The sequence below is a fragment of the Microbispora sp. CA-102843 genome, assembly GCF_050936215.1.
GTDB lineage: Bacteria > Actinomycetota > Actinomycetes > Streptosporangiales > Streptosporangiaceae > Microbispora.
Genome location: NZ_JBNJNF010000001.1, coordinates 4,121,381 through 4,144,462, shown reverse-complemented (window position 1 = coordinate 4,144,462; position 23,082 = coordinate 4,121,381). Strand labels below are relative to the sequence as shown.

Here is a 23,082-nt window from a genome sequence, read left to right as displayed (position 1 = left end):
CGCCGAGGGCCGGCCAGCCGCGCGCCGATCAGGGGCGCCTCAGTCACAGCGCGCCGTATACCACCCGCCCGCCGATGACGGTGGCCGCGGTGGTCATCGAATCCAGCCGCTCCACCGGCATCGACCGCGGATCGGCTTCGAGCACCGCGAAGTCCGCGAGCTTGCCGGTCTCCAGCGTGCCCTTGTCCTTCTCCTGGCAGGTGGCGAAGGCGGCGTCCCGGGTGAACGAGGCCAGTGCCTCGTCGATGCCGACGGCCTCCTCGGGGTCGATGACCACGCCGTTCTTGTTCTGTCGCAGGATCATGGACTGCATGACGAACCAGGGGTTGCAGGTGAACGGCTGCGCCCCTGCCGTGTCGGAGTTACCCGGCAGCATGCCGGTGAGGGAGCGCAGCGTCCGCAGCCCGTACTTCGTGGTGCCGGGCGGCAGGCGCCGGCCGGGGTCGTCGGGTTCGGCGTAGAGGAAGCCGGGGTTCGGAACGGGGATGCCGCCGGCGTCCACCAGGCGCCGCATCCGCTCGTCGGCGTACATCTCGTTGCCGAAGTGCTCGACGCGGAACCGGTGCTCGGTGGTCGCGCGGCTGCGGGCCGCCTCCTCGATCGCGCTCACCGCGACCTCCTGGGCGAGGTCGCCGATGGCGTGCACCCACACCTGGACGCCCCCGTCCATCGCGGCGGCGAGTTCACCGGTCAGCTCGGGCAGGGTGCGGCTCAGCAGGCCCCACGACTCCGCGGGCCCGCCGATGCCGTTCGACCGGAACGCGCCGTCCCTGCCGCCGTCCATGAAGATCTTGATCGCTTGGATCTGACAGTGGGGGTCGCCGAAACCGGTCTCGAATCCGAGGCCGGAGAACACGCGGGCGTCCACCAGCGGCTGGTGACCGGGGGCCGCGGTCAGGGCGAGCCTGATCCGGGGGAAGTTCCGCGTCCTGGCCAGGTCCTGGTAGACCCGCACCCCCGTCGCGCTCGCGGCGACCTCGCCGATGCTCGTCACGCCGTTGCGCAGGAACAGCTCGGTGAGGGTTTCCGCGATCGCCGGGCGCAGCGCGTCCCGTAGCGGCGCTGACCAGGCGAGCAGATCCCAGCCCTCCTCCACCAGGCCGGTGAGCTCACCGGAGGAGTCGCGGTGGACGCGCATCCCCGGCTCCACGACGGTGTGCCGGCCGAGGCCGCTCACGCCCAGCGCGGCGGAGTTGAGCTGGAACTTGTGCATGGACCAGCGGACCCCCACCGGGTGGTCGGGGGCGACCCGGTCCAGTTCCCGCCGGTCGGGCAGGTCCTGGCCGAAGGTGCCCTGCATCACGATCCACTCGCCTGGCTCGCGCTTCGCTGCGAGCTCGGCGACGCGGGCGAGGATCTCGGCCCTGGACAGTCCGCGTACGTCCGTCCAGAAGTGCCGCGAGTAGGTGGTGAGCTCGACGTGGGTGTGGGCGTCGATCATTCCGGGGACCACGGTGCGTCCGCCGAGATCGATCACCTGCGAACCGGTGCGCCGGGTCGCGAGCACCTCGTCGTCGGAGCCCACCAGGACGATACGGTCCCCGTCCACGGCCAGCGCGGAGGCGACGGCGCGCCGGTCGTCCATCGTCAGGACGACGCCGTTGACGAACTGGACCGCGGCGCCTCGCTCGGTGACGTGGGCGGCCTCCGAGGCCGTCACTTGGACAGTCCCGCCGACTCCGGCCGGGGCGCCTCGACCCCGCCGCGCCACCAGTACTCCCACTGCGAGGAGATCATGGGGTGCAGCGACAAGTCGTGGAAGATGCCAGCGCGTACGGGGGCCAGCTCCTCGGGCCAGGCATAGCCGGCCACGTCGTAGACGGTGGTGAGCCGCTGGACCATGTCGATGCCCGGGCGCGTACGACGTTCCCATTCCAGCAGGCCCACGGAGATGTCCGAGTGGTCCGCGAGGGTCTCGGCCATCCGCCACGCGGCGGCGACGGCCACACCGGCACCCTGGCCGAAGTTCGGCGGCTGTGCGTGCGCGGCGTCGCCGATGATGGCCACGCGCCCGGACGTCCAGCTCGTGCATTCGACGTAGGGGTGCGCGTGGTGGACGCCCATGTCGTCGCTGACCCGGTCGAAGACGTGCTTGAGGTGCGGAAACTGCTCCGTCCAGTACTCACGGTCCAGGGGCAGGCGGCGCACCCGCTCCTCGTCCTCGGGACCGATGATGAAGACATAGGTCAGATCCTCGCTGCAGGGAGCGACCCCGACGCGGTGCCGGCCGGACCAGTACTCGGTGCTGTACGCCTCGTCCGCCTCGGTGCGGGGGATGACCACCCGGGTCGCGCCGTCGCCGAGCGTCCCCTTGACCCTGGTCAGGCTCAGCGACTCACGGACCGACGAGTGCAGGCCGTCGGCCCCGATGACGAGGTCGGCCTCGACGGCGTCGCCGTCCGCGAACAGGAGGCGGCCGGCCGGGTCCGCGCCGGTGACCGTGCGGCCGGTGACCAGTTCGGCGCCCGCCTGAACGGCGGCCTCGCGCAGCAGGTTGTGCACGTCCGCGCGCAGGGCGACGATGAGCCGCTCCTGCTCCACCGACCGGTTGACGATGACAGTCCCGGTCTCGTCCACGATGCGCGCGGCACGGATGCGCACGCCCCGCTCGGCGATGCGCTCACCGACACCGAAGTCGTCGAAGACGGGAAGGCTGTTCTCCTTGAGGTAGATGCCCGCGCCGAACTCGCGTGGCTCCTCGGACCGCTCATAGACGCGGACGGCGAAGCCCTTACGGGCCAGTGCGGCGGCGGCCGCGAATCCTGCGATGCCGGCACCGGCGATGGCAACAGTAGGCATGGTGGTCAGATCCTTCTCAGAGCGAGCAATTGATGGCGCGAGGTGGGGATTATTCGGCGAGGACGACGATGTCGCCGGCGGGGGCGGACAGCCGGCAGGGCTGGCCGGGGGTGATGTCCTCCGTGCCACGCCAGTCGATGGAGGCGGTTACCGGGCCGACCCCCTCGACGTCGAGGCGCACCAGGCGCTCCTCCCCCAGGAGCAGCGACTCGACGACGGTCCCGGTCAACTGGAGGGCGTCGCCGGGTACGGCCGGACGCAGGCAACGGGGGCGGACGGCCAGGGCGGCCTCGCCGCGGTGCGCGTTCGGCAGCGTGAAGGCCGAACCCGCGGCGATGACCTTGGCGAGGCCGGGGCTGCCGCCGTCGGAGACGACGGCGGGAATGATGTTGGCGTTGGAGAAGAACCGTGCGACGAAACGGGACGGCGGGTTCTGGTAGAGCTCGCTGGGCGCGGCCAGCCCCGCCAGCCGTCCGTCCTGCATGATCGCGACCCGGTCGGAGAGCGCCAGGGCCTCCTCCTGGTCGTGCGTGACGAAGACGATCGTCGTCCCCACCTCTCGGTGGACGCGGCGGATCTCCTGCTGCAACTGCAGGCGCAGGCTGCGGTCGAGGGCGCCGAGCGGCTCGTCCATCAGCAGCAGCTGCGGCTCGTAGGCCAGTGCGCGGGCCAGGGCAACCCGCTGCTGCTGCCCGCCCGACAGCTGCTGCGGCTTGCTGCCGGCCTTGTCGGGCAGCCCGACCAGTTCCAGCATCTCGGTGACGCGCCGGGCGCGCTTGGCGGCGTCCCACCGGCGCATCTTGAGGCCGTACGCGACGTTCTCCGCCACCGTCATATGGGGGAACAGCGCGTAGTTCTGGAAGACCATGCCGAGGTCGCGCTCGGCCGGGCTCAGCCCGGCGATGTCGCGGCCGTTCAGCAGGATCTGCCCGCTGTCGTGGGTGTCGAAGCCCGCGATGATGCGCAGCAGCGTGGTCTTCCCCGAGCCGCTGGGACCCAGCAGGGTGAGGAACTCGCCCGCGCTCAGGTCCAGATCCACGCTGCGCAGCACCTCATGGTCTCCGAACGCCTTGCGAAGGGAGCGGATGCGCAGAACGATGTCGGGCTCTGAGGCGGTGTGGTCCATGTCTGTCCTCTGCCGAACGTTGATTGTGCTGGTCATCGGCCCCTCCCGCGCAGGACGGTGGCGCCGGACATGAGGGCGGCCGTCACCACCATCAGGAGCGTGGCCACGGCGGTGATGGCCGGGTCGACCCCGAACTGCACCGAGTCGAAGATGTACTTCGGCAGGGTCACCAGCCCGGGACCGCCGAGGAAGGTGATGAAGACCGCCTCGTCGAAACTGAGGATGAACGCGAAGATCGCGGCGGCCAGGATCGCGGGCAGCAGCAGCCGGGCGGTGATCCCCGCCCACGCGCGGACGCGGGCGGCGCCCATCGTCATCGCGGCCAGCTCCAGTTCCGGGCGGATCTGGTCCATCGCCGTGCTGAGCAGGATGACCACGAGCGGGATGGCGGTGATCGCATGGGCGATGACGATCCCGCCGAACGTGCCGATGAGCCTGAACTGGGCGAACACCCCATACATACCCACGGCGTAGGCGGCGACGGGAAAGAGCATGGGAGCGATCGCGGCCGACTCCACCACCCCGCCGCCGGGCACCTTACCCCGCTTCAGCGCGAACATCGCCGGGACGGCGACGAGGAGTGTGACCGCCGCCGTCGCGGCCGCGATCGTCAGGGACAGGCCGATCGGCCGCAGCCACGTGTCCGAGGTGAACACCTCGACGTACCGGTCCAGGCCCCACTGCCGCGGCGGGAACGCGATGTGGGGGTCGGAGGCGAAGGACAGGACCGCGATGAACAGGGCGGGCAGAATCAGGAAGCACAGGAAGACGGCCAGGACCGCCCGGCCCGCGAACCGGAAGAGCCCGTCGAGCAGCCTGCTGACGCGGGTGTTCGTCATCCCAGCCCTCCTCGGACCGCGCGCAGGCCGACGGCCTTGATGGTGACCGCCAGCGTGGTCAGTGCGATGACGAGCAGGATCACCGAGGTCGCGGCGGCCCTGGGGTAGTCGAAGAAGCGGAAGATGTCGTCGCTGATCACTGAGGCGATGAACGGTGTCTGCGCTCCGCCCAGCAGCACGGGAGTGACGTAGAACCCGATGGCCATCGCGAAGACGATGGCGCCTCCGGCGATGACGCCGGGCCGGATCAGCGGGAGCACGACCCTGGCGAAGGTGCCCCGCTGGGAGGCGCCCATGACGCGGCTGGCGTTGATCAGATCCAGGTTCACCGTGCCGACCGACGGGAACACCGCCAGGAAGGCGTAGGGGAGCATCGTGTAGGTCATGCCCAGCACCACGGCGATCGGGGTGTACATGAGTTCCAGCGGTTGCCGGATCAGGCCGAGGTCGAGCAGGACCGAGTTGATCGGTCCTTCTCTGGCCAGCAGCAGCGCGAAGGCGTAGTTCTTGACCACGACTCCCATCCAGAACGGCAGCAGCACGGCGCCCCAGATGAGGCCCTTGAGCCACTTGTGCCGGGACGTGCGGACGGCCCAGGCGAGGGCCGTACCGCCCACCACCGCGAGCAGCATGACCACCGCCGAGTCCAGGAGCGTCACGCCGATCGCGCGGCGCACGGCCCCCGACGAGAGCGCGTCGGCGTAGTTCCCGGGACCGTTGCCCGTCGTCACCGAATCCCACAGCAGTCTGATCAGGGGATAGACGACGAAGAGGATGAGCGCGATCCCCAGCGGGACCATCATCGGGAGGGCCGTACGCAGCGGGAGCGTGCTGCTCCAGGGTCTGGTCCTCTTCCTGTCCCCGCGCTTGTTCTCATCGCCCGCGACGTTGTCCGGGCGCTCAGTCACAAGGCTCATCTTTGTGGCCTTTCAGCTGCCCGTGGTCAGCCGCGGAGGAATTCCTGCCAGCGACGGTTGACGTCCTGGGCGTTCTTGACGTACCAGTCGTAATTCAGCGTGGTGAGCTGCTTCCGGTTGTCCGGCCAGTCGGCCAGCTGCTTCTTGAAGGTGTCGTCCATGTAGTCGAACGCCTTGGGGCTGGGCACCGAATACTTGGTCTTCTCCGCCCACTTGGCCTGGGCCTCGGGATGGTTGGCGATCCACTCCATGAACTGGAAGGCGGCCTTCGAGTGGGGCGCGCCGGTCGCGACGTTCCAGAAGCCGGGGTTGTACACCCCGCCCTTCCACTGGACCTGGAGAGGGGTGCCGTTGTCGGCGAGGCCGAAGGCGCGGCCGCTGTAGGCGATGCCCATGTCGACCTCGCCGTTGCGGAAGGCCTGCTCCATCTGGTCGCCCGACTCCCACCAGACCTTGACCAGCGGCTTGAGCTCCTTCAGCTTGGCGAACGCCCGGTCCATGTCGATCTCGTGGGTGGGGATCTCCTCGGCCGGGACGCCGGAGGCCATCTCGGCGAGGCTGAGGTTGAGCAGCGGCAGCGTGGCGATCATCTGCCGGCGAGCGGGGTTGGCGGGGTCGAAGAAGGCCTGCTGGGTGTCGGGGCAGGTGGTGACCTTGTCCTTGTTGCAGGCGATGATGTAGCCCAGGTTGGAGAAGGTGAACCCGAAGTCCGTCACCGCGTCCTGACCCAGGACGCTCTGGAACTCGGTCTTGAGGTTGGCCGGGAGCTGCTGGATGAGCCCGTCGTGGGCCATCTGGTAGGCGTCGGGGGCGGACGTGGAGTCGAGCAGGTCCCACTGGACGTTGTTGGCCTGCTTCTGGGCCTGCAGGTTGGCCGCGTACTTGCCCGGAGCGTCGACGATCTGGACCTTGATCCCCGTTTCCTTGGTGAAGGGGTCGGCCAGGAACTGCCGGGTGGCCTCGGTGAAATACGCGCCCCAGCTGGCCACCACAAGCGTGGTGTCCTCGGCGGACGCGTTTGAATCACCACCGCCGCCGCAGGCTGTCGCGAGAGGAATGACGGAGAGAGCGACGGCGGCGAATGCGGCGCCCTTCTTTTTCACAGAGAACATGCGGGGGTCAATCCTTTGCTTTCACTCGCCCGGGGGGACCGATAATCCACAACGCTTCCGCCGGACCGGATCCGACATTGACGACACGATGCGGAATCCCGCTCCGGAAACTGATGGAGTCGTCTTTCTCGAGAATGAAAATCTCTGAGGCGAGCTCCACCCGGAAGGTCCCGGACAGGACGACGATCAGTTCGTCGGAGTCGTCGTGCTGGTACTGCTGGTTGCCCGTCGAGCCGTCGACGTCCATGACCAGACGGAAGGCTTCGATGTACTCGAGGGGCTTGGGGGTCAGGAGCAGTTTGAGCGCCTTCTCCCCGAAGGGGATGGTGGGCCGCTCCTCCGCTCGCAGCACTCCGTTGCCGCGATTGTTCTGAGGGTCGAATAGATCGCTCATGGCCACACCCAAAGCGGAGCTGATGCGCCGCAATGAGGAGATGCTGGCCTGTGTCGAGCCGCGTTCGAACTGACTAAGGAAACTCTCCGAAAGACCTGTTTGCGCGGACAGTTCCCGCAGGGTCAGCCGGCGCTGCTGTCGCAGAATGCGTACGCGGGCACCTAAAGACTCATGGTCTTCGCTCGACACCTGGTCTTCATCCTTACTTTATTTAGTATTAGTTGTGATGAAGAAGGACCGTAGCACTGAAGAGGACTTCAGTCAAGGAACATTTTCACTGTAAATCCCAGGTCTCGGGCGTGTTGCCGACGCGGGACGGCGGGCCGCCCCGGCATACCCCGCGCCGTGGCCGGACTTCGTCCGTTCCGCACAGTCATCGCCGAAGGTCCGGCGAAACATCCGAAGTACGAGGGCTCCGCTCGCTCTAGCTTTCGGAGTGCCTCAGGTTCTCCACGCCCTGATCAAGGAGAGTTCGTGATCGACCCCGAAGCCATGCCCGAGCAGCGCCGCATCCTCCGCACCGAGCTGCCCGGCCCGCGTTCCCGCGAACGCCATGAACGCAGAGGCGAGGTGCTCCCCCGCGGGCTCGGCACCACGCTTCCCGTCTTCGTGGAGCGGGCCGGTGGGGCGATCATCGTGGACGTCGACGGCAACCACCTGATCGATCTGGCCTCGGGCATCGCCGTGACCAGTGTCGGCGCCAGCGCGCCCGCGGTGGTGTCGAGGGTGCGGGACCAGGCGGCGAAGTTCACCCACACCTGCTTCCTGGTGACGGAGTACGACGGGTACGTCGAGGTGGCGGCCCGCCTGAACGCGCTGGCTCCGGGCGATCATCCGAAGCGGACCGCGCTGTTCAGCACCGGCGCCGAGGCCGTCGAGAACGCCGTGAAGATCGCCCGCGCCGCGACCGGCCGTCCGGGCGTCGTCGTCTTCGACCACGCCTACCACGGCCGCAGTCTGATGACGCTCGCGATGACCGCGAAGGACGATCCGTACAAGACCGGCTTCGGGCCCTTCCCCGGCCAGGTCCACCGCGCGCCGTACGCCTACCCGCTGCGCTGGCCGGGTGGGGCCGAGAAGTGCGCGGCCGAGGCACTCGCCGCCCTGGAGGAACTGCTGGCCGAGGTGGGCGCGGACACGGTGGCGGCCATCGTCGTCGAGCCTCTGCAGGGAGAGGGCGGATTCGTCGTCCCGGCTCCCGGATTCCTGACCGGCGTGCAGGAGGTCGCCCGGCGGCACGGCATCGTGTTCGTCGTCGACGAGGTGCAGTCCGGCGTCGGGCGCACGGGCGCGATGTTCGCCAGCGAGCACGAGGGCATCGTCCCGGACCTGCTGTGCACGGCCAAGGCGCTGGGGGGCGGTCTCCCGCTCGGGGCCGTCACCGGGCGCGCCGAGCTGATGGAGGCGGTTCATCCCGGCGGGCTCGGCGGGACGTTCGCGGGCAACCCGCTGGCCTGCGCGGCGGCCCTCGGTGTGCTGGAGATGTTCGAGGACGGCGCGCTGCTCGAGCGGGCGCGGGACATCGAGGCCGAGATACGGGAGCGGCTCAGCGCCGTACAGTCCCCCTGGATCGCCGAGGTTCGCGGCCGCGGCGCGATGATGGCGATCGAATTCGTCCGGCCGGGGAGCCTGGAGCCGGCGCCCGAGGTGGCCAAGGCCGTCGCCGCCCGGTGCCATGCGCAGGGAGTCCTCACGCTGGTGTGCGGCACGTACGGCAACGTGATCCGCCTGCTCCCCCCACTGGTCATCTCGTCCGAGCTGCTGTCCGACGCCCTCGACGTGCTCGCCGAGGCCGTCACCGGCATCGACGTGCGGCCGGAACCGGGGGCGCGGTGAGCCGGCCGCTGCAGGGCGTGCTCGTGGCCGACTTCAGCCGCGTGCTGGCCGGACCGTCCTGCACGACGACGCTGGCCGACCTGGGCGCGACCGTGATCAAGGTCGAGCGGCCCGGCTCGGGAGACGACACGCGCTCGTGGGGGCCGCCGTGGTCGGCCACGTCGTCGACCTACTTCGAGAGCGTGAACCGCTCCAAGCGAAGCGTGACGCTGGACCTGGACGACCCGGCGGACCTGGCGCTCGCCCGCGAACTGGCGCGGCGGGCGGATGTGTTCGTGGAGAACTTCAAACCGGGTGCGCTCGACCGGCGTGGACTGGGCTACGCGCAGGTGGCGGCCCCGAACCCGGGGGTCGTCTACTGCTCCATCAGCGGCTTCGGCGCGGGCGCCGGCGCCGATCTGCTCGGCTACGACTTCGTCGTCCAGGCGGTGGGCGGGCTCATGTCGATCACAGGTGCGCCCGGCGGAGAGCCGACGAAGGCCGGCGTGGCCCTGGTCGACGTGCTGACCGGCAAGGACGCCGTCATCGGGATCCTGGCCGCGCTGGCCGCCCGGGCGGGCACCGGCAGGGGATGCCACGTCGAGGTGAACCTGCTGTCCAGCCTGCTGGCCTCGCTGGTCAACCAGGCGCAGGGCTACCTGGAGACCGGCGTGCCGCCGAAGAGGATGGGCAACCGGCACCCCTCCATCGCGCCGTACGAGACCCTGCGCTGCCGCGACGGCCTGCTCGCCGTGGCCTGCGGAAACGACGGCCAGTTCGCCCGCCTCGCCCGGGTTCTCGGCGACCCCGGCCTGGCCGCGGACGAGCGCTTCGCGACGAACGCCGCCAGGGTGGCCAACCGCGAGGAACTCGTCCAGACGCTGGAACGGCTGCTGACCGCGGCGGACGCGGCCGAATGGGAGGAACGGCTGACCACCGCGCACGTGCCCGCAGGCCGCGTCGGGGACCTCGCCGACGCGTTCGACCTGGCCGAACGGCTGGGCCTGACGCCCGTCGTGCGCACCCGCAACGACCGCGCACCCCAGGTGCGCCATCCCGTGAGCTACTCCGGCGACCTGGTCCGGCCGCCGGAGCCGCCCCCCGCGCTCGGCGAGCACGACGCCGCCGTACGCGCCTGGCTCGCCGCCGAGCACTGGTCCCCCGCAGATCTCGACCCGATCGATCCCACCGGAACGGAACAGGTACCGTCATGACCCCCACCGGCACCACCCGCCGCGCGCCCGTCGACCCTCTCGACCCCCTCGGCATCGACGACCTGCTCGGCTCGGACGAGAGAGCCGTACGCGACTCGGTCCGCCAGATGTGCGCCAGGGTGGTCGATCCGTACGTCGCCACCTGGTTCGAGGAGGGCGACCTGCCCTCGATACGCGAGCTCGCCAAGGAGTTCGGCTCGCTGGGCCTGCTGGGCATGCACCTGCAGGGGTACGGCTGCGCCGGCATGAGCGCGGTGGACTACGGCCTGGCCTGCATGGAGCTGGAGGCCTCCGACTCGGGCATCCGCTCCCTGGTGTCGGTGCAAGGGTCGCTGGCGATGTTCGCGATCTGGAAGCACGGCACCGAGGAGCAGAAACAGGAGTGGCTGCCGCGCATGGCCGCCGGTGAGGCCATCGGCTGCTTCGGCCTGACCGAGCCCGACCACGGATCGGACCCCGGGGCGATGCGCACTCGCGCCCGCCGCGACGGCGACGACTGGATCCTGGACGGGCGCAAGATGTGGATCACCAACGGCTCGGTGGCCGACGTCGCGGTGGTCTGGGCCGACACCGACGAGGGAATCCGCGGCTTCGTCGTCCCCACCGGCACCCCCGGCTTCTCCGCACCTGTGATCAAGCACAAGCTGTCCCTGCGCGCCTCGATCACCAGCGAGCTCGTCCTCGACGACGTCCGGCTGCCCGCCGACGCGGTCTTCCCGGAGGTCCGCGGCCTCAAGGGGCCGCTGTCCTGCCTGAACGAGGCCCGTTACGGCATCGTCTGGGGTGCCATGGGGGCGGCCCGCTCCGCGTTCGCCGCCGCCCTGGAGTACGCCGGCCAGCGCACCCAGTTCGGCAAGCCCATCGGCGCCTTCCAGCTCACCCAGGCCAAGCTCGCCGACATGGCCGTCGAACTCGCCAACGGGGAGCTGCTGGCCCTGCACCTCGGCCGCCGCAAGGACGCCGGCACGCTGCGCCCCCACGAGGTCAGCATGGGCAAGCTCAACAACGTCGGCAAGGCCATCGAGATCTGCCGCACCTCGCGCACGATCCTCGGCGCCAACGGCATCTCCCTGGAGTTCCCCGTCATCCGGCACATGACCAACCTCGAGTCGGTGCTCACCTACGAGGGCACCCCGGAGATGCACACCCTCGTCGTCGGCCAGGCGCTCACCGGCCACGCCGCCTTCCGCTGAGAACCGCAGTGTGAAGGCCGCACAGTGCGGCGCAGTGCGGCACAGTGCGCCGCCGCCCGGCCGGCCGGGCGGCGGCGCACTGTTGGGTTCAGCGCTCGGTCCGATCGGGCAGCCGCCAGGGATTGCCGTCGCGCAGCGCCGGGGGCAGTGCGGCGTCGGGGACGTTCTGGAAGGCCACGGGCCGGGTGAACCGCCGCAGCGCCTCGGCTCCCACGCTCGTCGCGCGAGGGTCGCTCGTCGCGGGCCACGGGCCCCCGTGGTGCATGGCGTCCGCGGTGGCGACGCCGGTGGGGAATCCGTCGACCACGACGCGGCCGACCCGGCCGGCGAGCTCCGCGACGGCCCTGACGAGGTCGGGGTCGCCCTCCCCTCCCCCGTGAACGCAGGCGGCCAGGGACGGCCGAAGCCGCGCCACCGCCTTCAGCGCCTCGTCGAAGTCGCCGTACTCCGCGACGAGAGCCACTGGACCGAAGCACTCCTCCAGCAGCGGAGAGTCCTCCCCGAGGTCGTCGATCTCGACGAGCAGGGCCGCCGCGCGGGCCGCATACCCTTCCTCTGGCTCCGGGCCGGCGGCGAGCATGCGTCCACCCGCGGCCTCCAGGGTGCGCAGGCCGTCACGGTAGGCGGCCGCTATCCCCTGGGTCAGGAGCCAGCCGCCCTGGGCCGCCCTCACCTTCCCGGCCACCGCCTCCACCACGCCGGACCCGCGCGGGGCGAGCATGAGCCCCGGCTTGGTGCAGAACTGCCCCGCGCCCAGGGTGAAGGAATCGACGAACTCCTCGGCGATCCGCTCGGCACGGTGGCTCGCGGCCGGGGTCAGGAGCACGGGATTGACCGTGCCCATCTCCGCGTAGACGGGGATGGGAGTCGGCCGGCGCCGGGCGCGCTCGACCAGGGCCATCCCACCCCGTTGTGAGCCGGTGAAGGCCACCGCCGCGATCGGCGGCGCGTCGACGAGGGCCAGCCCGGCCTCGAAACCGACGACCAGCGAGAGGACCCCGGCAGGAGCCCCCGCGGAGGCGAGGGCGCGAGCGGCCGTCTCGTACAGCCGGACGCTGAGGCGGGGGTGCGCCGGATGGGCCTTGACCACCACGGGGCACCCGGCGGCGACGGCCGAGCACGTGTCGTGGCCGAGGACGCCGAACTGGAAGGGGAAGTTGCTGGCCCCGAACACGGCGACCGGCCCGATCGGCAGCTCGGCCCGGCGCAGGTCCAGACGCGGCGGGCCCTCGACCGTGTCGATCCTGGCCCGCAGCCACGCGCCGCTCTCGCCGGCGGCGGCGTAGTACCGCATGTTCTGGGCCGCCCGGGACAACTCTCCGCGCAGCCGGGCCTCGCCGAGCGCGGTCTCCTCGTCGGCGAGGGCGACGAGTTCGCCGCCCGCGACGTCGAGAGCGTCCGCGACGGCGTCGAGCCACCGCCGCCGCTCGGCGGGAGAGGTGGTGCTGACGACGGGGAAGACAGACGCGGCGGCCGCCACGGCCGCCGTCACGGCCGCCGCGGGAGTTCGGGCCGGACCGGCCACGACCGCGGCGGTACGCGGAAGGTAACTGGGTTCACCGCCGGTGGGCGATGTCGCGTTCGCATCAGAAAGGCTCATGATGAGGCGACGCTATTCACCGCACCGGCCGGCACCCATTGGCCGAACTACCGGATTTCTCCATAGTTTGGAGGATTTGCACCTGTCGTTCGGCGGTCCGACCTGCCAGGTCGCCGAAGCCTCGGTCACCGGCCGGAGAACCGGGGGAAGCGGAGAACGCCCAGGCGGTCAGCCGGCCAGGCGGAGGGCCTCGGCCGCGACGGCGTGCCGGAGGTCGCGGATGCCGGGCCGGCCCCGCAACGGGTGGACGTTGTTGGTGAGCAGCACGACGGTCAGCCGGTGAGCGGGATCGACGACCAGAGACGTGCCGGTGAAGCCCGAGTGGCCGAACGCGCCCGCGAGCGGCCCCACGATGGCCGGGTCGTCGATGCGCACGCCGAGCCCCTGCCGGAAGGCGGCGCCCGGCACGCCCTGGTCGCGCAGCATCTCGGCGGTCCAGGCGGGAGACAGGGCCGGACCGCCGCCGGTGCGCAGCGCCTCGCCGAAACGCACGAGGTCGGCGGCGGTGGAGAACAGCCCGGCGTGGCCGGTCACGCCGCCCAGCGCGTGGGCCGTCTCGTCGTGCACCTCACCCCGCACGCAGGTGCCGCGCTTGAACTCCGTGGCGACGGCCCGGCCCGGCTCGACCGGCCCGTACGTCGTGGCGCCGAGCCCGAACGGCCCGGTGACCCGCTCGCGCACGAGCACGTCCAGCGGCGCCCCGCCGGCGGCCTCCGCCACCCGCCCGGCCGTGATCATGCCGACGTCCGAGTACAGATGCGTCCCCGGCGGCCCCTGCACGGGAGTGGACAGCACCAGGTCCCAGCGGGCCTCCTCCGGCTCGTTCTCCACCCGGCGGCTCGCGGGCAGGCCCGAGGAGTGCGTCAGCAGGTGCCGTACGGTGATCTCGGGCCGGTGCCCGTAGAACCGGGGCAGCCGGACGGCGACCGGATCGTCGAGGTCGAGCGCGCCCTCCTGGGCCAGCGAGACGAGCACCGCACCCGTGAACATCTTGGTCAGGGAGGCGATGTCGAAGAGCGCGTCCATCGCCACGGGCGGCCGTTCCGCCAGCAGCCCACCGGACGGGTCGGCGTACCGCGCGGCCTCCCCCACGGCGGCCGCGGCGACCGTGTGCCCGTCCACGGCGATCACGGCGACCGCCGCCGAGGCGACCTCGGGCACGGCCGCCCGCAGGACGTCCTCCAGCGTGTGATCAGGCACCGTGTAGTCAGACACTGTGCAGCGCCGGGCCGAGCCGGTTGCCGTGCGCCGCGAGCAGCGCCCGCGCGTCGTCGGCGCCCACACCGCGCTCGATCATCACGACGGCCGTCTTCACGTCCCGTCCCGCGCTCTCCAGGACCTCCCTGGCCCGCGGCACCTGCGTGCCGGTGATGTCGGAGACGATGCGGGCCGCCCGGTCGACCAGCTTGGAGTTGCTGGCCACGACGTCGACCATGAAGTTCCCGTACGTCCGGCCCGACCTGATCATCGTGATCGTGGAGATCATGTTGAGGACCAGCTTCTGGGCCGTGCCGGCCTTCAGGCGGGTCGAGCCGGTGACCACCTCCGGCCCCACGATGACCTCGACGGCGTGGTCGGCGGCCCGCGCGAGCGGGGTGCCGGTGTTACAGGCCAGGCCCACGGTCAGCGCGCCGAGCCGCCGGGCCTGCTCGACCGCCGCGACGACGTACGGCGCGCGCCCGCTGGCGGAGATGCCCACGACGGAGTCGAGTGGGCCGACGTGCTTGCCGCGGATCACGGCGGCGCCCGCCTCGGCGTCGTCCTCGGCGCCCTCGACGGACCGCACCAGCGCGGCCTCGCCGCCCGCGATGATGCCCTGGACCAGGTCGGGGTGCGTGCCGAAGGTCGGCGGGCACTCGGAGGCGTCGAGCACCGCGAGCCGCCCGGAGGTGCCCGCGCCCACATAGAGGAGCCTGCCCCCGTCGGCCATCCGCGCAGCGATCGCGTCGACGGCCGCGGAGATCGCCGGGACGGCCCGGCCCACCGCGGCCGGGACGGCGGCGTCGGCCGCGTTCATGAGCCGCGCGATCTCCTCCGTCGGAAGCGTGTCGATCCCGCTGTAGCGGGGATCGCTCTGTTCTGTGGCGAGAGCGGCGAGTGATTGCGTCATGATTCCTCAGCTTCGGAGTGCATTATGGATCGCGTGCGTACGGGGCTCGAGCTGCTGGTGAGCTCGCCGAAAGCCGGGTGGGAGCGGGTGGGCCTCGTCACCAACCCCACCGGAGTCCTGCCCGATCTGACCGCCGCCGCACCGGCCCTGCTGGCCGCCGGGGTGCCCGTGACCACGTTGTTCAGCCCCGAGCACGGCCTGCGCGGCACGGCCCAGGCGGGCGGCGGCGAGGGCGACAACGTCGATCCGGTCACCGGCCTGCCCGTGCTCGACACCTACCGGCGGACCGGCGGCGACCTGGACGCGCTGGTCGCGTCGTCCGGGGTGGACGCGCTCGTCTTCGACGTGTGCGACGTGGGCGCGCGCTTCTACACCTACGTCTGGACGATGTACGACCTGATGGGCTCGGCGGCCCGGCTCGGGCTGCGGTTCACCGTGCTCGACCGGCCCAACCCGATCGGCGGCGCGGTGGCCGAGGGCCCGGTGCTCGACCCGGCCTTCGCGAGCTTCGTCGGCCGCGCCGCCCTGCCCGTACGGCACGGCCTCACACCGGGCGAGATCGCCGTGTTCGCCAACCGCGCGATCGGCGCCGAGCTGGAGGTCGTGCCGATGGAGGGCTGGCGCAGGGAGTGGCGGTTCGACCGCACCGGGCTGCCCTGGGTGATGCCGTCGGCCAACATGCCGACCCTCGATACCGCCCTGGTCTACCCCGGCACCGGGCTGCTGGAGGGCGTGAACGCCGCCGAGGGCCGCGGCACGACCCGGCCGTTCGAGCTGGTCGGCGCGCCGTACGCGGACGGCCGGTTCGCCGCCGCGCTGAACGACCTCGGCCTGCCCGGCGTGCGCTTCCGCGACACGTGGTTCACCCCGACGTTCGGCCGGCACGCGGGCGTCGTGGTGCGCGGCGCGCAGTTGCACGTGACCGACCCCACGGTCTTCCGGCCGGTGCTGACGGGGGTGTCGGTCCTGCACGTGCTGCGCACCCTCTATCCGGGCGACTTCGCCTGCGAGCCGTTCCTCGACCTGCTGTGGGGCTCGGCGTCGCTGCGCGAGCACCTGGAGGCGGGCCGCGACCCCCGCGGGCTGTGCTGCCCGCCGGGCCCGCCCCAGGGCGAACTGCTGTACGGCTGACATCAGCCCAGCGGACGGCGGTAGAGCCAGAACACCCGCTCGGCGCGGGCGCCCACCGCCCGGGAGTAGAAGCGGAGCGGGCCCACCCAGCCGATCTGCGCGGACGTCTGCCCCGCGGCGGCCTGGTCGGCCAGGCAGCGGCGCAGCAGCACCCGGCCCACACCGAGGCCGCGGGCGGCCTCGGCCGTGCCCATCGGCCCGAACCACAGCGGCCGGGCGCCCCAGGCGGCGAAGCCGAGGATCTCCCCGTCGCGCGCCGCCCCGTCGCGGGAGGCATAGTGCAGGCCGGTCGCCTGCTCGGCCTCCCAGGCCCACTTGTCGTTCCACTGCTCGCGGACGAAGGCCGCGACCGCTTCCCGCTCCCCGGGCGGCGCCGCCGCGACCGTCACGCCGGCCGCGGCGAGCTTCGCCAGGTCGGCCTCGTGCTCGGCCTCGTCGTAGCGGGCCGGCAGGCCGGCCGTCATGTTCCAGGCCACGCGGTAGCGCTCGTACCCCAGGTTCTCGGCCAGGCAGGCGGCCGGGGTGTAGCGCACGTCGATGCCCGGCCAGGCGTAGCAGGGCGGGTTGCCGGCGAACCTCGCCTCGGCCGCGCCGTGCGCCCGCATCCACTCCTCGGCCGCGCCGACCAGCGCCCGCCCGATCCCCCGGCCCCGCGCGGCGGGGTCCACGGCGATCAGATCGATGTGGCCCGCGCCGTCGGCGCCGATCGAGGTGAACACCGCGCCGTCCCGGTCCGGCGTGGCCAGGACCGTCCACACGCGCTCGCGCGGCGGGTCGGCCAGCCGCCGTACGACCAGCGGGGCGTCCTCGGCGTCGGCCCACAGCGCGGCGGCGGCCAGGCGCTCCAGCCGCTCGTCCACCTCGGCCGCAAGGATGTCCGTCACTCGCCCACCCCCACCGGGATCACGCTGCGCCGCTTCGGGTGGAAGCAGGCGTGCTCCTGCTCGGTCTCCTGTTCGGGCCCGCCGTCGTGAGTCAGCACGGGCATCTCGCTCTCGCAACGCTCGGTGCTGAACGGGCAGCGCCGCGCGAACAGGCAGCCGCCGTCGGGCTCCCCCTCCCGCTGCATCTCCCTCGGCACGACCCGCTCGGCGCCCGGCCGTTCCAGGCCGTGCAGCACCGGGATCGCCGACAGCAGCGACTGCGTGTACGGGTGGACCGGGTCCGCGATGATCTTCTCGGTGGCGCCCCGCTCGACGACCTGGCCGCGGTAGAGCACGTACAGCTCGCCGTCGTCGCCGATGTAGCGGGCGGTGGCGATGTCGTGGGTGATGAACAGCACGCCCACGCCGAGGCGCTCGCGCAGGTCCTTCAGCAGGGCGAGGATGCCCAGGCGCAGCGACACGTCGATCATGGAGACGGCCTCGTCGGCGACGAGCACCTCGGGGTCCATGGTGAGCGCGCGGGCGATCACCACACGCTGGCGCATGCCGCCCGACAGCTGGTGGGGATAGCGCGGCAGCACGTAGCCGGGGTCGATGCCGACCATCGCCAGCAACTCCGCGGCCCGCCCGTCGACCCACGACCTCGGGCGGCCCGTCTGCCGGGCGCGCAGCCGCAGCGGCGCCTCCAGCGTCTGGTGGATCGTCCGCGTGGGGTTGAGCGCCGAGTAGGGGTCCTGGTGGATGAGCTGGATCCGGCGGAAGTACGGCTGCCGCCTCCGGTGGCTGAGCGTGGACATCGGCACACCGTCGATGACGATCTCGCCGGCGTCATGGGTCTCCAGCCCGGCGACGATCCGGCCGAGGGTGGTCTTGCCGCTGCCCGACTCGCCGATGAACGAGACGGCGCCGCCCTTGGCGATGGCGAAGTCCACGCCCCGCAGCGCGGGCACGTCGCGGGCGCCGAGCACGCTGCCGCGCTGCTTGAAGACCTTGGTGATCCCGGTCCCCGTGATCACACGAACTCCTTCCGCTTGACCAGCGTGAGGTGGCGGTCGGTGGCATGGCAGGCGACCGTACGGCCGTCCCGGTGGACGGACATGGGCTCGTCGGTCTCGCACACCTGCATGCGCCGCTCGCAGCGCTCGCGGAACACGCAGCCCTGCTTGGGCAGCGTCCCGAGCGTCGGCGGGCGGCCGGGCAGCGCCCGGGCCAGCGACAGGTCACCCGACAGGCGCGGGATCGCCCTGATCAGGCCCTGGGTGTACGGGTGCCGGGCGTCCCCGAGCACCTCGGCCACCGGGCCGTGCTCGACCACCCGGCCGCCGTACATGACGGCGAGGCTGTCGGCGACCTCGGCGACCGCGCCGACGTCGTGGGTGATGACGAGCGTGGTGAGCGCCCGCTCCTCGTGGACCTCGCGGATGATCCGCAGGATCGTGGCCTGCGTGATCATGTCGAGGGCGGTGGTCGGCTCGTCCAGAACGACGACCTTGGCGTTCAGGACGAGCGCGAGCATGATGCCGACCCGCTGGCGCATGCCGCCGGACAGCTCGTGCTGGTAGGAGTCGAGCACCCGGGCGCCGTCCATGCCCATGCGGGCCAGCAGGTCCTTGGCGTCGCGCACCAGCCCCCGCAGGTCCTCCACGTCGTGGGAGCGGCCGAGGTCGAGCAGCTGCTTGCCGATGGTCTTCAGCGGGTTCAGCGAGTTCTGCGCGGCCTGGAAGACGTACCCGACCTGGCGGCCCCGGGTGCGGCGCAGGTCCTCGCCCCGCAGCGTCAGCACGTCGCCGAGGCCGTCGATCTCGACGCTGCCCTCCGCGATCCTGCCAGGCGGCTGCACCGCGTTGAGCAGGGAGAACGCGAGCGTCGACTTGCCCGAGCCCGACTCGCCGACGACGCCGGTGATCGTGCCGGGGGCGAGGGTGAGGTCGACGCCGCGTACGGCGGGCAGCTCACCCGCGGGCGTCTTGTAGACGACCGTGAGGTCCCGGATCCGGACCCCCGGTGCTGCCATGTGAGGTGCGGCCGTGTGAGCGGTCATAGGGGCTACTCCTCCCGCAGGCGGGGATTGAAGATCTCGTCCATCGCGTCCACGATCAGCACGATGCCCAGCGTGAGCAAGAGGATCGCGATCAGCGGGGCCAGCAGGTATGGCAGCGCGGCGGGAGTGGTGAGCGCCCCGCCGTTGAACACGGCGAGGTTCAGCATCACGCCCCAGTTGTTCGACTCGAACGGCAGCACGCCGAGGAAGAACAGGCCCACCTGGGCGTACACCGCGCCGGTGACGGCGATGAGCATGTTCATCGCGATGTACGGCGCCATGCTCGGCAGCAGTTCTCGGCCGATGATGTGCCGGGTCGGCAGGCCGAGGCCGCGGGCGGCCTCGATGAAGCCGCGCTCGCGCAGTGACAGTGTCTGCGACCGCACGGCGCGGGCGATGCCGCCCCAGCCGAGCACCCCGAGCACCAGGCCCATCTCCAGCGGGCTCTCGAACTTCCACACCGTGGACAGCACGAGCAGCAGCGGCAGGCCGGGGATCGCGAGGTTCATGTCGGTCAACCGCATCAGCACCGTGTCCCACCTGCCGCGGTGGAAGCCCGCGACCAGCCCGATGAGCGTGCCGAGCGCGACCGTGATGACGGCCGTGGCCAGGCCGGTGAGCAGCACGTAGCGCGCGCCGGTGACGACCAGCGCGAGCACGTCCGTGCCCTCGAAGTCGGTGCCGAAGGGGTGGGCCAGGCTGGGCGGCGCGTACAGCGCGTTGTCGTCGCGCGGCAGCTGCGCGGGGTAGAGCAGCGGCCCGGCCACGCCCATGACCGCGAACAGGGCGACGATGACCACTCCGGCCATGCGGCTGGGCTTGCGCCGCAGCACCCGCCACACCCCGCGCCAGAAGTTGCGCCGCAGCGTGGCCCGCGTGGTCCCGGCCGGCGCGGCCTCGGGGCTGATCGCCCCCTCCGGGTTGACGATGACGGTCATGCGGCGCCTCCGCTCCTGACCCGCGGGTCGATCACCGTGTACAGCAGGTCGGCGACGATGTTGGCGACGACGATGCCCACGGTGATCACCAGGAACGTGCCGCCCATCAGCGCGTAGTCGCGACTGCTGATGCTGTTGACGAGCAGCAGGCCGAGGCCCGGATAGTTGAAGATCTCCTCGATGAAGATCGAGCCGCCGAACAGCATGCCGATCGACAGGGCGAGGATCGTGAACAGCGGCAGGATCGCGTTGCGCGCGAGATACCGGAACACGAAGCCGCGGCGCAGGCCGCGCAGCTCTGCCGCGAGGATGAAGTCGTCGCCGAGGACGGCGACCACGTTCGACTTCATCGCGAGGATCCACCCGCCGTAGCTGGCCAGCGTGTACGTGACGACCGGAAGCACGGCGTGGTGCACCAGCGAGCCGATGTAGCCGGCGTTGAAGCCGGGGACGAACTCGACGTCCACCGGCCCGCCCGACGGCATGATCGGCCACAGCGTGGCGAAGATCGCGGTGAGCAGCAGGCCGATGACGTACACCGGCACGCCGTGCAGCAGCGAGCCGGACAGCGCGAGCGCGTCGCCCAGCTTGCCCGACCGCTTGATCGCGGCGTAGACGCCCATGGTGACGCCGAGCAGGAAGCTCAGCAGTGTGCCGGCGAGGACCGGCAGCACGGTCCACCGGGCCGCGTGCCCGATGAGCGTGGTCACCTCCACGCCGGGCGTGCTGAGCGAACGCCCGAGGTCGAGGTGGAGCAGCGAGCCCATGTAGCCGACGTACTGCTGCCACAGGTTTCCGGTGGGCAGGAAGCCGTAGAGGACGGCGGTGGCCCGCTCGGCCTGCTCGGGCGACATGCCCTTCTGGATCAGGCTCTCGTACTGCCCGAGCACGGGGTTGCCGGGGATCTCCCGGATGATGACGAAGCTGATCGTGGCGACGACCCAGATCATCGCCAGGCCGCGGCCCAGGTGGCCGCCGATCTTCCTGGCGATGGCGCCCAGCCGGGGACGCCCCGGAACGGCGTGCGTCATGCCTGCCCCTCCGCTTTCCTGATCATCCCGAGCTGCATCCACACGCCGGACGACAGCCGCAGGGACTCGTCGTCGTCGGGCGGGAAGGCGGTGTACCGGGAGGTGTTCACGAACTGGGTGTTCACGTAGTCCCAGAGCTGGACGACCGGAAGCTGCTCATTGGCGACCTTGGCCAGGACGCCGACGATGCGCTGCTGCTCGTCGTGGGACGCGTAGTTCAGCCTGCTGGTCAGCTCGCCCGGGTCGACCGTGCCGGCGGCGCCGGCGTCGACCTTCTCGGGACCGCCCATCCAGTTGCCCTCGGTGCCCGGTGTGACGTGCCGCAGCCGGCCGCCGAACATCTGCCAGCCGTTCGCCTGCCCGAACAGCCGCTGGAAGATGTTGTACGGCGAGGGGCCGAGGCCGATCAGCCAGAACCCGAGGTCGTACTTGCCGTCGGCCAGCTCTCCCAGATAGAGCGTGTAGTCGGCGGCGGTGACCACGCTCGCGTCGATGCCGTGGTCGCTGAGCTGGCTGCTGATCGACTTGGCCGCGGCGACCCAGTCGGAGAACGACGCGGGCACGTGGATGCGGACCTTCCACGGGCTGCCGTCCGGCAGGGTCCAGTGGCCGCCCCGCTTGGTCATCCCGGCCGCCTTCAGCTCGGCGTCGGCCTTGGCGGGATTCACGCGGTACTGCTCAAGGGTGTCGAACGCGTCGCCCAGCCAGGCCCGCGCCGCCTTGGCGTGGATGCCCGAGGTGGTGGCGGCGGGCGTGCCGCCCTCCGGGGAGGCGATCTTCGTGACCTGGGCGCGGTCGATCAGGTAGGCCATCGCCCGCCGCACGTGCACGTTGTCGTACGGCTTGTGCGCCTGGTTGAACGCGAGGGAGACCGCCACCGGCGAGTAGCCCTTGACGACCTTGCTGCCCTTCGCGCCGCGGATCCGGTCCATGACGGCGGTGGGCACGGAGGTGAAGGGGGCGTTGTCCAGCCGGCCGGCGATCAGGTAGTTCCAGATCTGCTCGTTGCCGGTGTAGTTCAGGATCTTCACCTTGTCCGGCGCGATGTTCTGCCGGGCGTAGAAGTAGGGGTTGCGCTTCAGGAGCGCCGCGCCCGGGTTCACCCGCTCGAGCACGAACGGCCCGGCGGACACGTCGTGACCGGGGTTGAAGGCGATGACCTTCTCCGCCAGCCCGGTGATCTGGTTCTTGGCCTTCTCGGCCGCCGCGCCCTGGCCGTGCTGGGCGGTCTTGAGCGTCTGCCAGAAGTCCGCGGGCAGCAGCTTCCCGAAGACGTGCGCGGGCACGACCACGGTCGACAGCAGGTTGGCGAGGAAGGTCGAACTGCGGTTGGCGCCCTGCGTCACCCTGATCGTCTTGGGGTCGACGACCTGGATGTCGGCGGCTGCGCCCGCCGCCTTCGGGTCCAGCGCGTACGCCGTGCCGCCTTGGGTATAGGCGAGACCGACGGAGACACGCACGTCCTCGCTGGTCACCGGCGTGCCGTCGGACCACCTGGCGTTGGGCTGCAGGTGGATGACGACCTCCGACCGATCCGGGGACATGCTCCAGCTACTGGCGATGGCCGGGTAGAACTGGTTGGGATCGGTGGGGTCGTTCTTGGGCCACGCCAGCGCCATGCCGTTGTATCCCGAGAAGACCGATCCGACGGGGTTGAACGGGTTGATCGGCGCGCTCGCGTTGATCTGCTTGCTGCCGTCGATCGTGGTGTACACGCCGTCGCCCTGTTGGGCGGTGTCCGTCGTCCCGGTAGTGCCGCAGGCGGTGGCTGTGACGATCGACGCCAGAGCCACGATCGCCGCGAGTCGCTTCATGGGCTGCTCCTGGTTCCCGATTGCCTGGACAATACGGGCGCTCTCGCGATGCCGTCAATTTTTTCCACGGGCAGACGCAGCGATGGAGTTAATTTTTACCCAAGCCCGCTACCTGCGAAGACTT

At 71.1% G+C, this 23,082-nt stretch carries 20 protein-coding genes; 4 read left to right on the top strand and 16 right to left on the bottom strand.

What is annotated here, in order from left to right:
- Window positions 1-43 precede the first annotated feature (43 nt).
- From ACQEVJ_RS19150 to ACQEVJ_RS19120, 7 genes are read right to left on the bottom strand one after another with little or no spacing between them, the layout of a single operon-like run.
- A complete protein-coding gene (locus ACQEVJ_RS19150) occupies window positions 44-1,660 on the bottom strand; it encodes an amidohydrolase (protein ID WP_433102787.1) in 1,617 nt (538 codons plus the stop codon).
- On the bottom strand, window positions 1,657-2,799 hold the full coding sequence (locus ACQEVJ_RS19145) for an FAD-dependent monooxygenase (protein ID WP_433102785.1): 1,143 nt from the start codon (window positions 2,797-2,799) through the stop codon (window positions 1,657-1,659). The genes ACQEVJ_RS19150 and ACQEVJ_RS19145 overlap by 4 nt, the downstream gene beginning before the upstream one ends.
- Window positions 2,800-2,848: 49 nt before the next feature.
- Window positions 2,849-3,925, bottom strand: coding sequence for an ABC transporter ATP-binding protein (locus tag ACQEVJ_RS19140; RefSeq protein WP_433102783.1), 1,077 nt, complete (start codon window positions 3,923-3,925; stop codon window positions 2,849-2,851).
- A gap of 32 nt (window positions 3,926-3,957) precedes the next feature.
- A complete protein-coding gene (locus ACQEVJ_RS19135; RefSeq protein ID WP_433102781.1) occupies window positions 3,958-4,764 on the bottom strand; it encodes an ABC transporter permease in 807 nt (268 codons plus the stop codon).
- Window positions 4,761-5,681: an ABC transporter permease gene (locus ACQEVJ_RS19130; RefSeq protein ID WP_433102779.1), complete on the bottom strand. Its 921-nt coding sequence runs from the start codon at window positions 5,679-5,681 to the stop codon at window positions 4,761-4,763. Before ACQEVJ_RS19130 ends, ACQEVJ_RS19135 begins: the two co-directional genes overlap by 4 nt.
- A gap of 26 nt (window positions 5,682-5,707) precedes the next feature.
- The gene (locus ACQEVJ_RS19125) at window positions 5,708-6,793 is read right to left on the bottom strand and encodes an extracellular solute-binding protein (RefSeq protein ID WP_433102777.1); all 1,086 of its coding nucleotides are present in this window, start codon (window positions 6,791-6,793) and stop codon (window positions 5,708-5,710) included.
- Between the two features lie 7 nt (window positions 6,794-6,800).
- Window positions 6,801-7,376, bottom strand: coding sequence for a helix-turn-helix domain-containing protein (locus ACQEVJ_RS19120; protein WP_433102775.1), 576 nt, complete (start codon window positions 7,374-7,376; stop codon window positions 6,801-6,803).
- 303 nt (window positions 7,377-7,679) lie between these two features.
- On the opposite strand from ACQEVJ_RS19120, the gene gabT reads away from it, so the two are divergent.
- The 3 genes from gabT to ACQEVJ_RS19105 are packed head-to-tail and all read left to right on the top strand — an operon-like array spanning window position 7,680 to window position 11,409.
- Window positions 7,680-9,023: a 4-aminobutyrate--2-oxoglutarate transaminase gene (gene gabT / locus ACQEVJ_RS19115; protein ID WP_433112845.1), complete on the top strand. Its 1,344-nt coding sequence runs from the start codon at window positions 7,680-7,682 to the stop codon at window positions 9,021-9,023.
- Window positions 9,020-10,216, top strand: coding sequence for a CaiB/BaiF CoA transferase family protein (locus ACQEVJ_RS19110; RefSeq protein WP_433102773.1), 1,197 nt, complete (start codon window positions 9,020-9,022; stop codon window positions 10,214-10,216). Before gabT ends, ACQEVJ_RS19110 begins: the two co-directional genes overlap by 4 nt.
- A complete protein-coding gene (locus ACQEVJ_RS19105; protein ID WP_433102771.1) occupies window positions 10,213-11,409 on the top strand; it encodes an acyl-CoA dehydrogenase family protein in 1,197 nt (398 codons plus the stop codon). The genes ACQEVJ_RS19110 and ACQEVJ_RS19105 overlap by 4 nt, the downstream gene beginning before the upstream one ends.
- An 88-nt stretch (window positions 11,410-11,497) precedes the next feature.
- Here the strand turns inward: ACQEVJ_RS19105 and ACQEVJ_RS19100 are convergent, their stop codons facing one another.
- From ACQEVJ_RS19100 to murQ, 3 genes are all read right to left on the bottom strand, one after another.
- Window positions 11,498-13,009 carry an aldehyde dehydrogenase family protein gene (locus ACQEVJ_RS19100; protein ID WP_433102769.1) on the bottom strand — a complete coding sequence of 504 codons (1,512 nt, stop codon included), beginning with the start codon at window positions 13,007-13,009 and terminating at the stop codon, window positions 11,498-11,500.
- Window positions 13,010-13,177: 168 nt separating this feature from the next.
- Window positions 13,178-14,209 carry a serine hydrolase domain-containing protein gene (locus tag ACQEVJ_RS19095; protein WP_433102767.1) on the bottom strand — a complete coding sequence of 344 codons (1,032 nt, stop codon included), beginning with the start codon at window positions 14,207-14,209 and terminating at the stop codon, window positions 13,178-13,180.
- 7 nt (window positions 14,210-14,216) lie between these two features.
- Complete coding sequence (gene murQ, locus ACQEVJ_RS19090; RefSeq protein ID WP_433102765.1) at window positions 14,217-15,119, bottom strand: N-acetylmuramic acid 6-phosphate etherase; 903 nt, start codon at window positions 15,117-15,119, stop codon at window positions 14,217-14,219.
- Window positions 15,120-15,143: 24 nt separating this feature from the next.
- Between murQ and ACQEVJ_RS19085 the strand changes: the two genes are divergently transcribed.
- Window positions 15,144-16,250 (top strand): exo-beta-N-acetylmuramidase NamZ family protein, encoded by a 1,107-nt coding sequence (locus ACQEVJ_RS19085; protein WP_433102763.1) that lies wholly within the window; start codon window positions 15,144-15,146, stop codon window positions 16,248-16,250.
- A gap of 2 nt (window positions 16,251-16,252) precedes the next feature.
- Here ACQEVJ_RS19085 and ACQEVJ_RS19080 read toward each other — a convergent pair whose 3' ends face one another.
- Genes ACQEVJ_RS19080 through ACQEVJ_RS19055 form a run of 6 tightly spaced genes read right to left on the bottom strand, consistent with a single transcriptional unit; the run spans window position 16,253 to window position 22,958 of the window.
- The gene (locus tag ACQEVJ_RS19080) at window positions 16,253-17,134 is read right to left on the bottom strand and encodes a GNAT family N-acetyltransferase (protein ID WP_433102761.1); all 882 of its coding nucleotides are present in this window, start codon (window positions 17,132-17,134) and stop codon (window positions 16,253-16,255) included.
- A complete protein-coding gene (locus tag ACQEVJ_RS19075) occupies window positions 17,131-18,150 on the bottom strand; it encodes an ABC transporter ATP-binding protein (RefSeq protein ID WP_433102759.1) in 1,020 nt (339 codons plus the stop codon). The genes ACQEVJ_RS19080 and ACQEVJ_RS19075 overlap by 4 nt, the downstream gene beginning before the upstream one ends.
- A complete protein-coding gene (locus ACQEVJ_RS19070; protein ID WP_433102757.1) occupies window positions 18,147-19,175 on the bottom strand; it encodes an ABC transporter ATP-binding protein in 1,029 nt (342 codons plus the stop codon). The genes ACQEVJ_RS19075 and ACQEVJ_RS19070 overlap by 4 nt, the downstream gene beginning before the upstream one ends.
- A 5-nt stretch (window positions 19,176-19,180) precedes the next feature.
- Window positions 19,181-20,113: an ABC transporter permease gene (locus tag ACQEVJ_RS19065; RefSeq protein WP_433102755.1), complete on the bottom strand. Its 933-nt coding sequence runs from the start codon at window positions 20,111-20,113 to the stop codon at window positions 19,181-19,183.
- Window positions 20,110-21,144: an ABC transporter permease gene (locus ACQEVJ_RS19060; RefSeq protein WP_433102753.1), complete on the bottom strand. Its 1,035-nt coding sequence runs from the start codon at window positions 21,142-21,144 to the stop codon at window positions 20,110-20,112. Before ACQEVJ_RS19060 ends, ACQEVJ_RS19065 begins: the two co-directional genes overlap by 4 nt.
- The gene (locus tag ACQEVJ_RS19055) at window positions 21,141-22,958 is read right to left on the bottom strand and encodes an ABC transporter substrate-binding protein (protein ID WP_433102751.1); all 1,818 of its coding nucleotides are present in this window, start codon (window positions 22,956-22,958) and stop codon (window positions 21,141-21,143) included. Before ACQEVJ_RS19055 ends, ACQEVJ_RS19060 begins: the two co-directional genes overlap by 4 nt.
- Window positions 22,959-23,082: the final 124 nt, after the last annotated feature.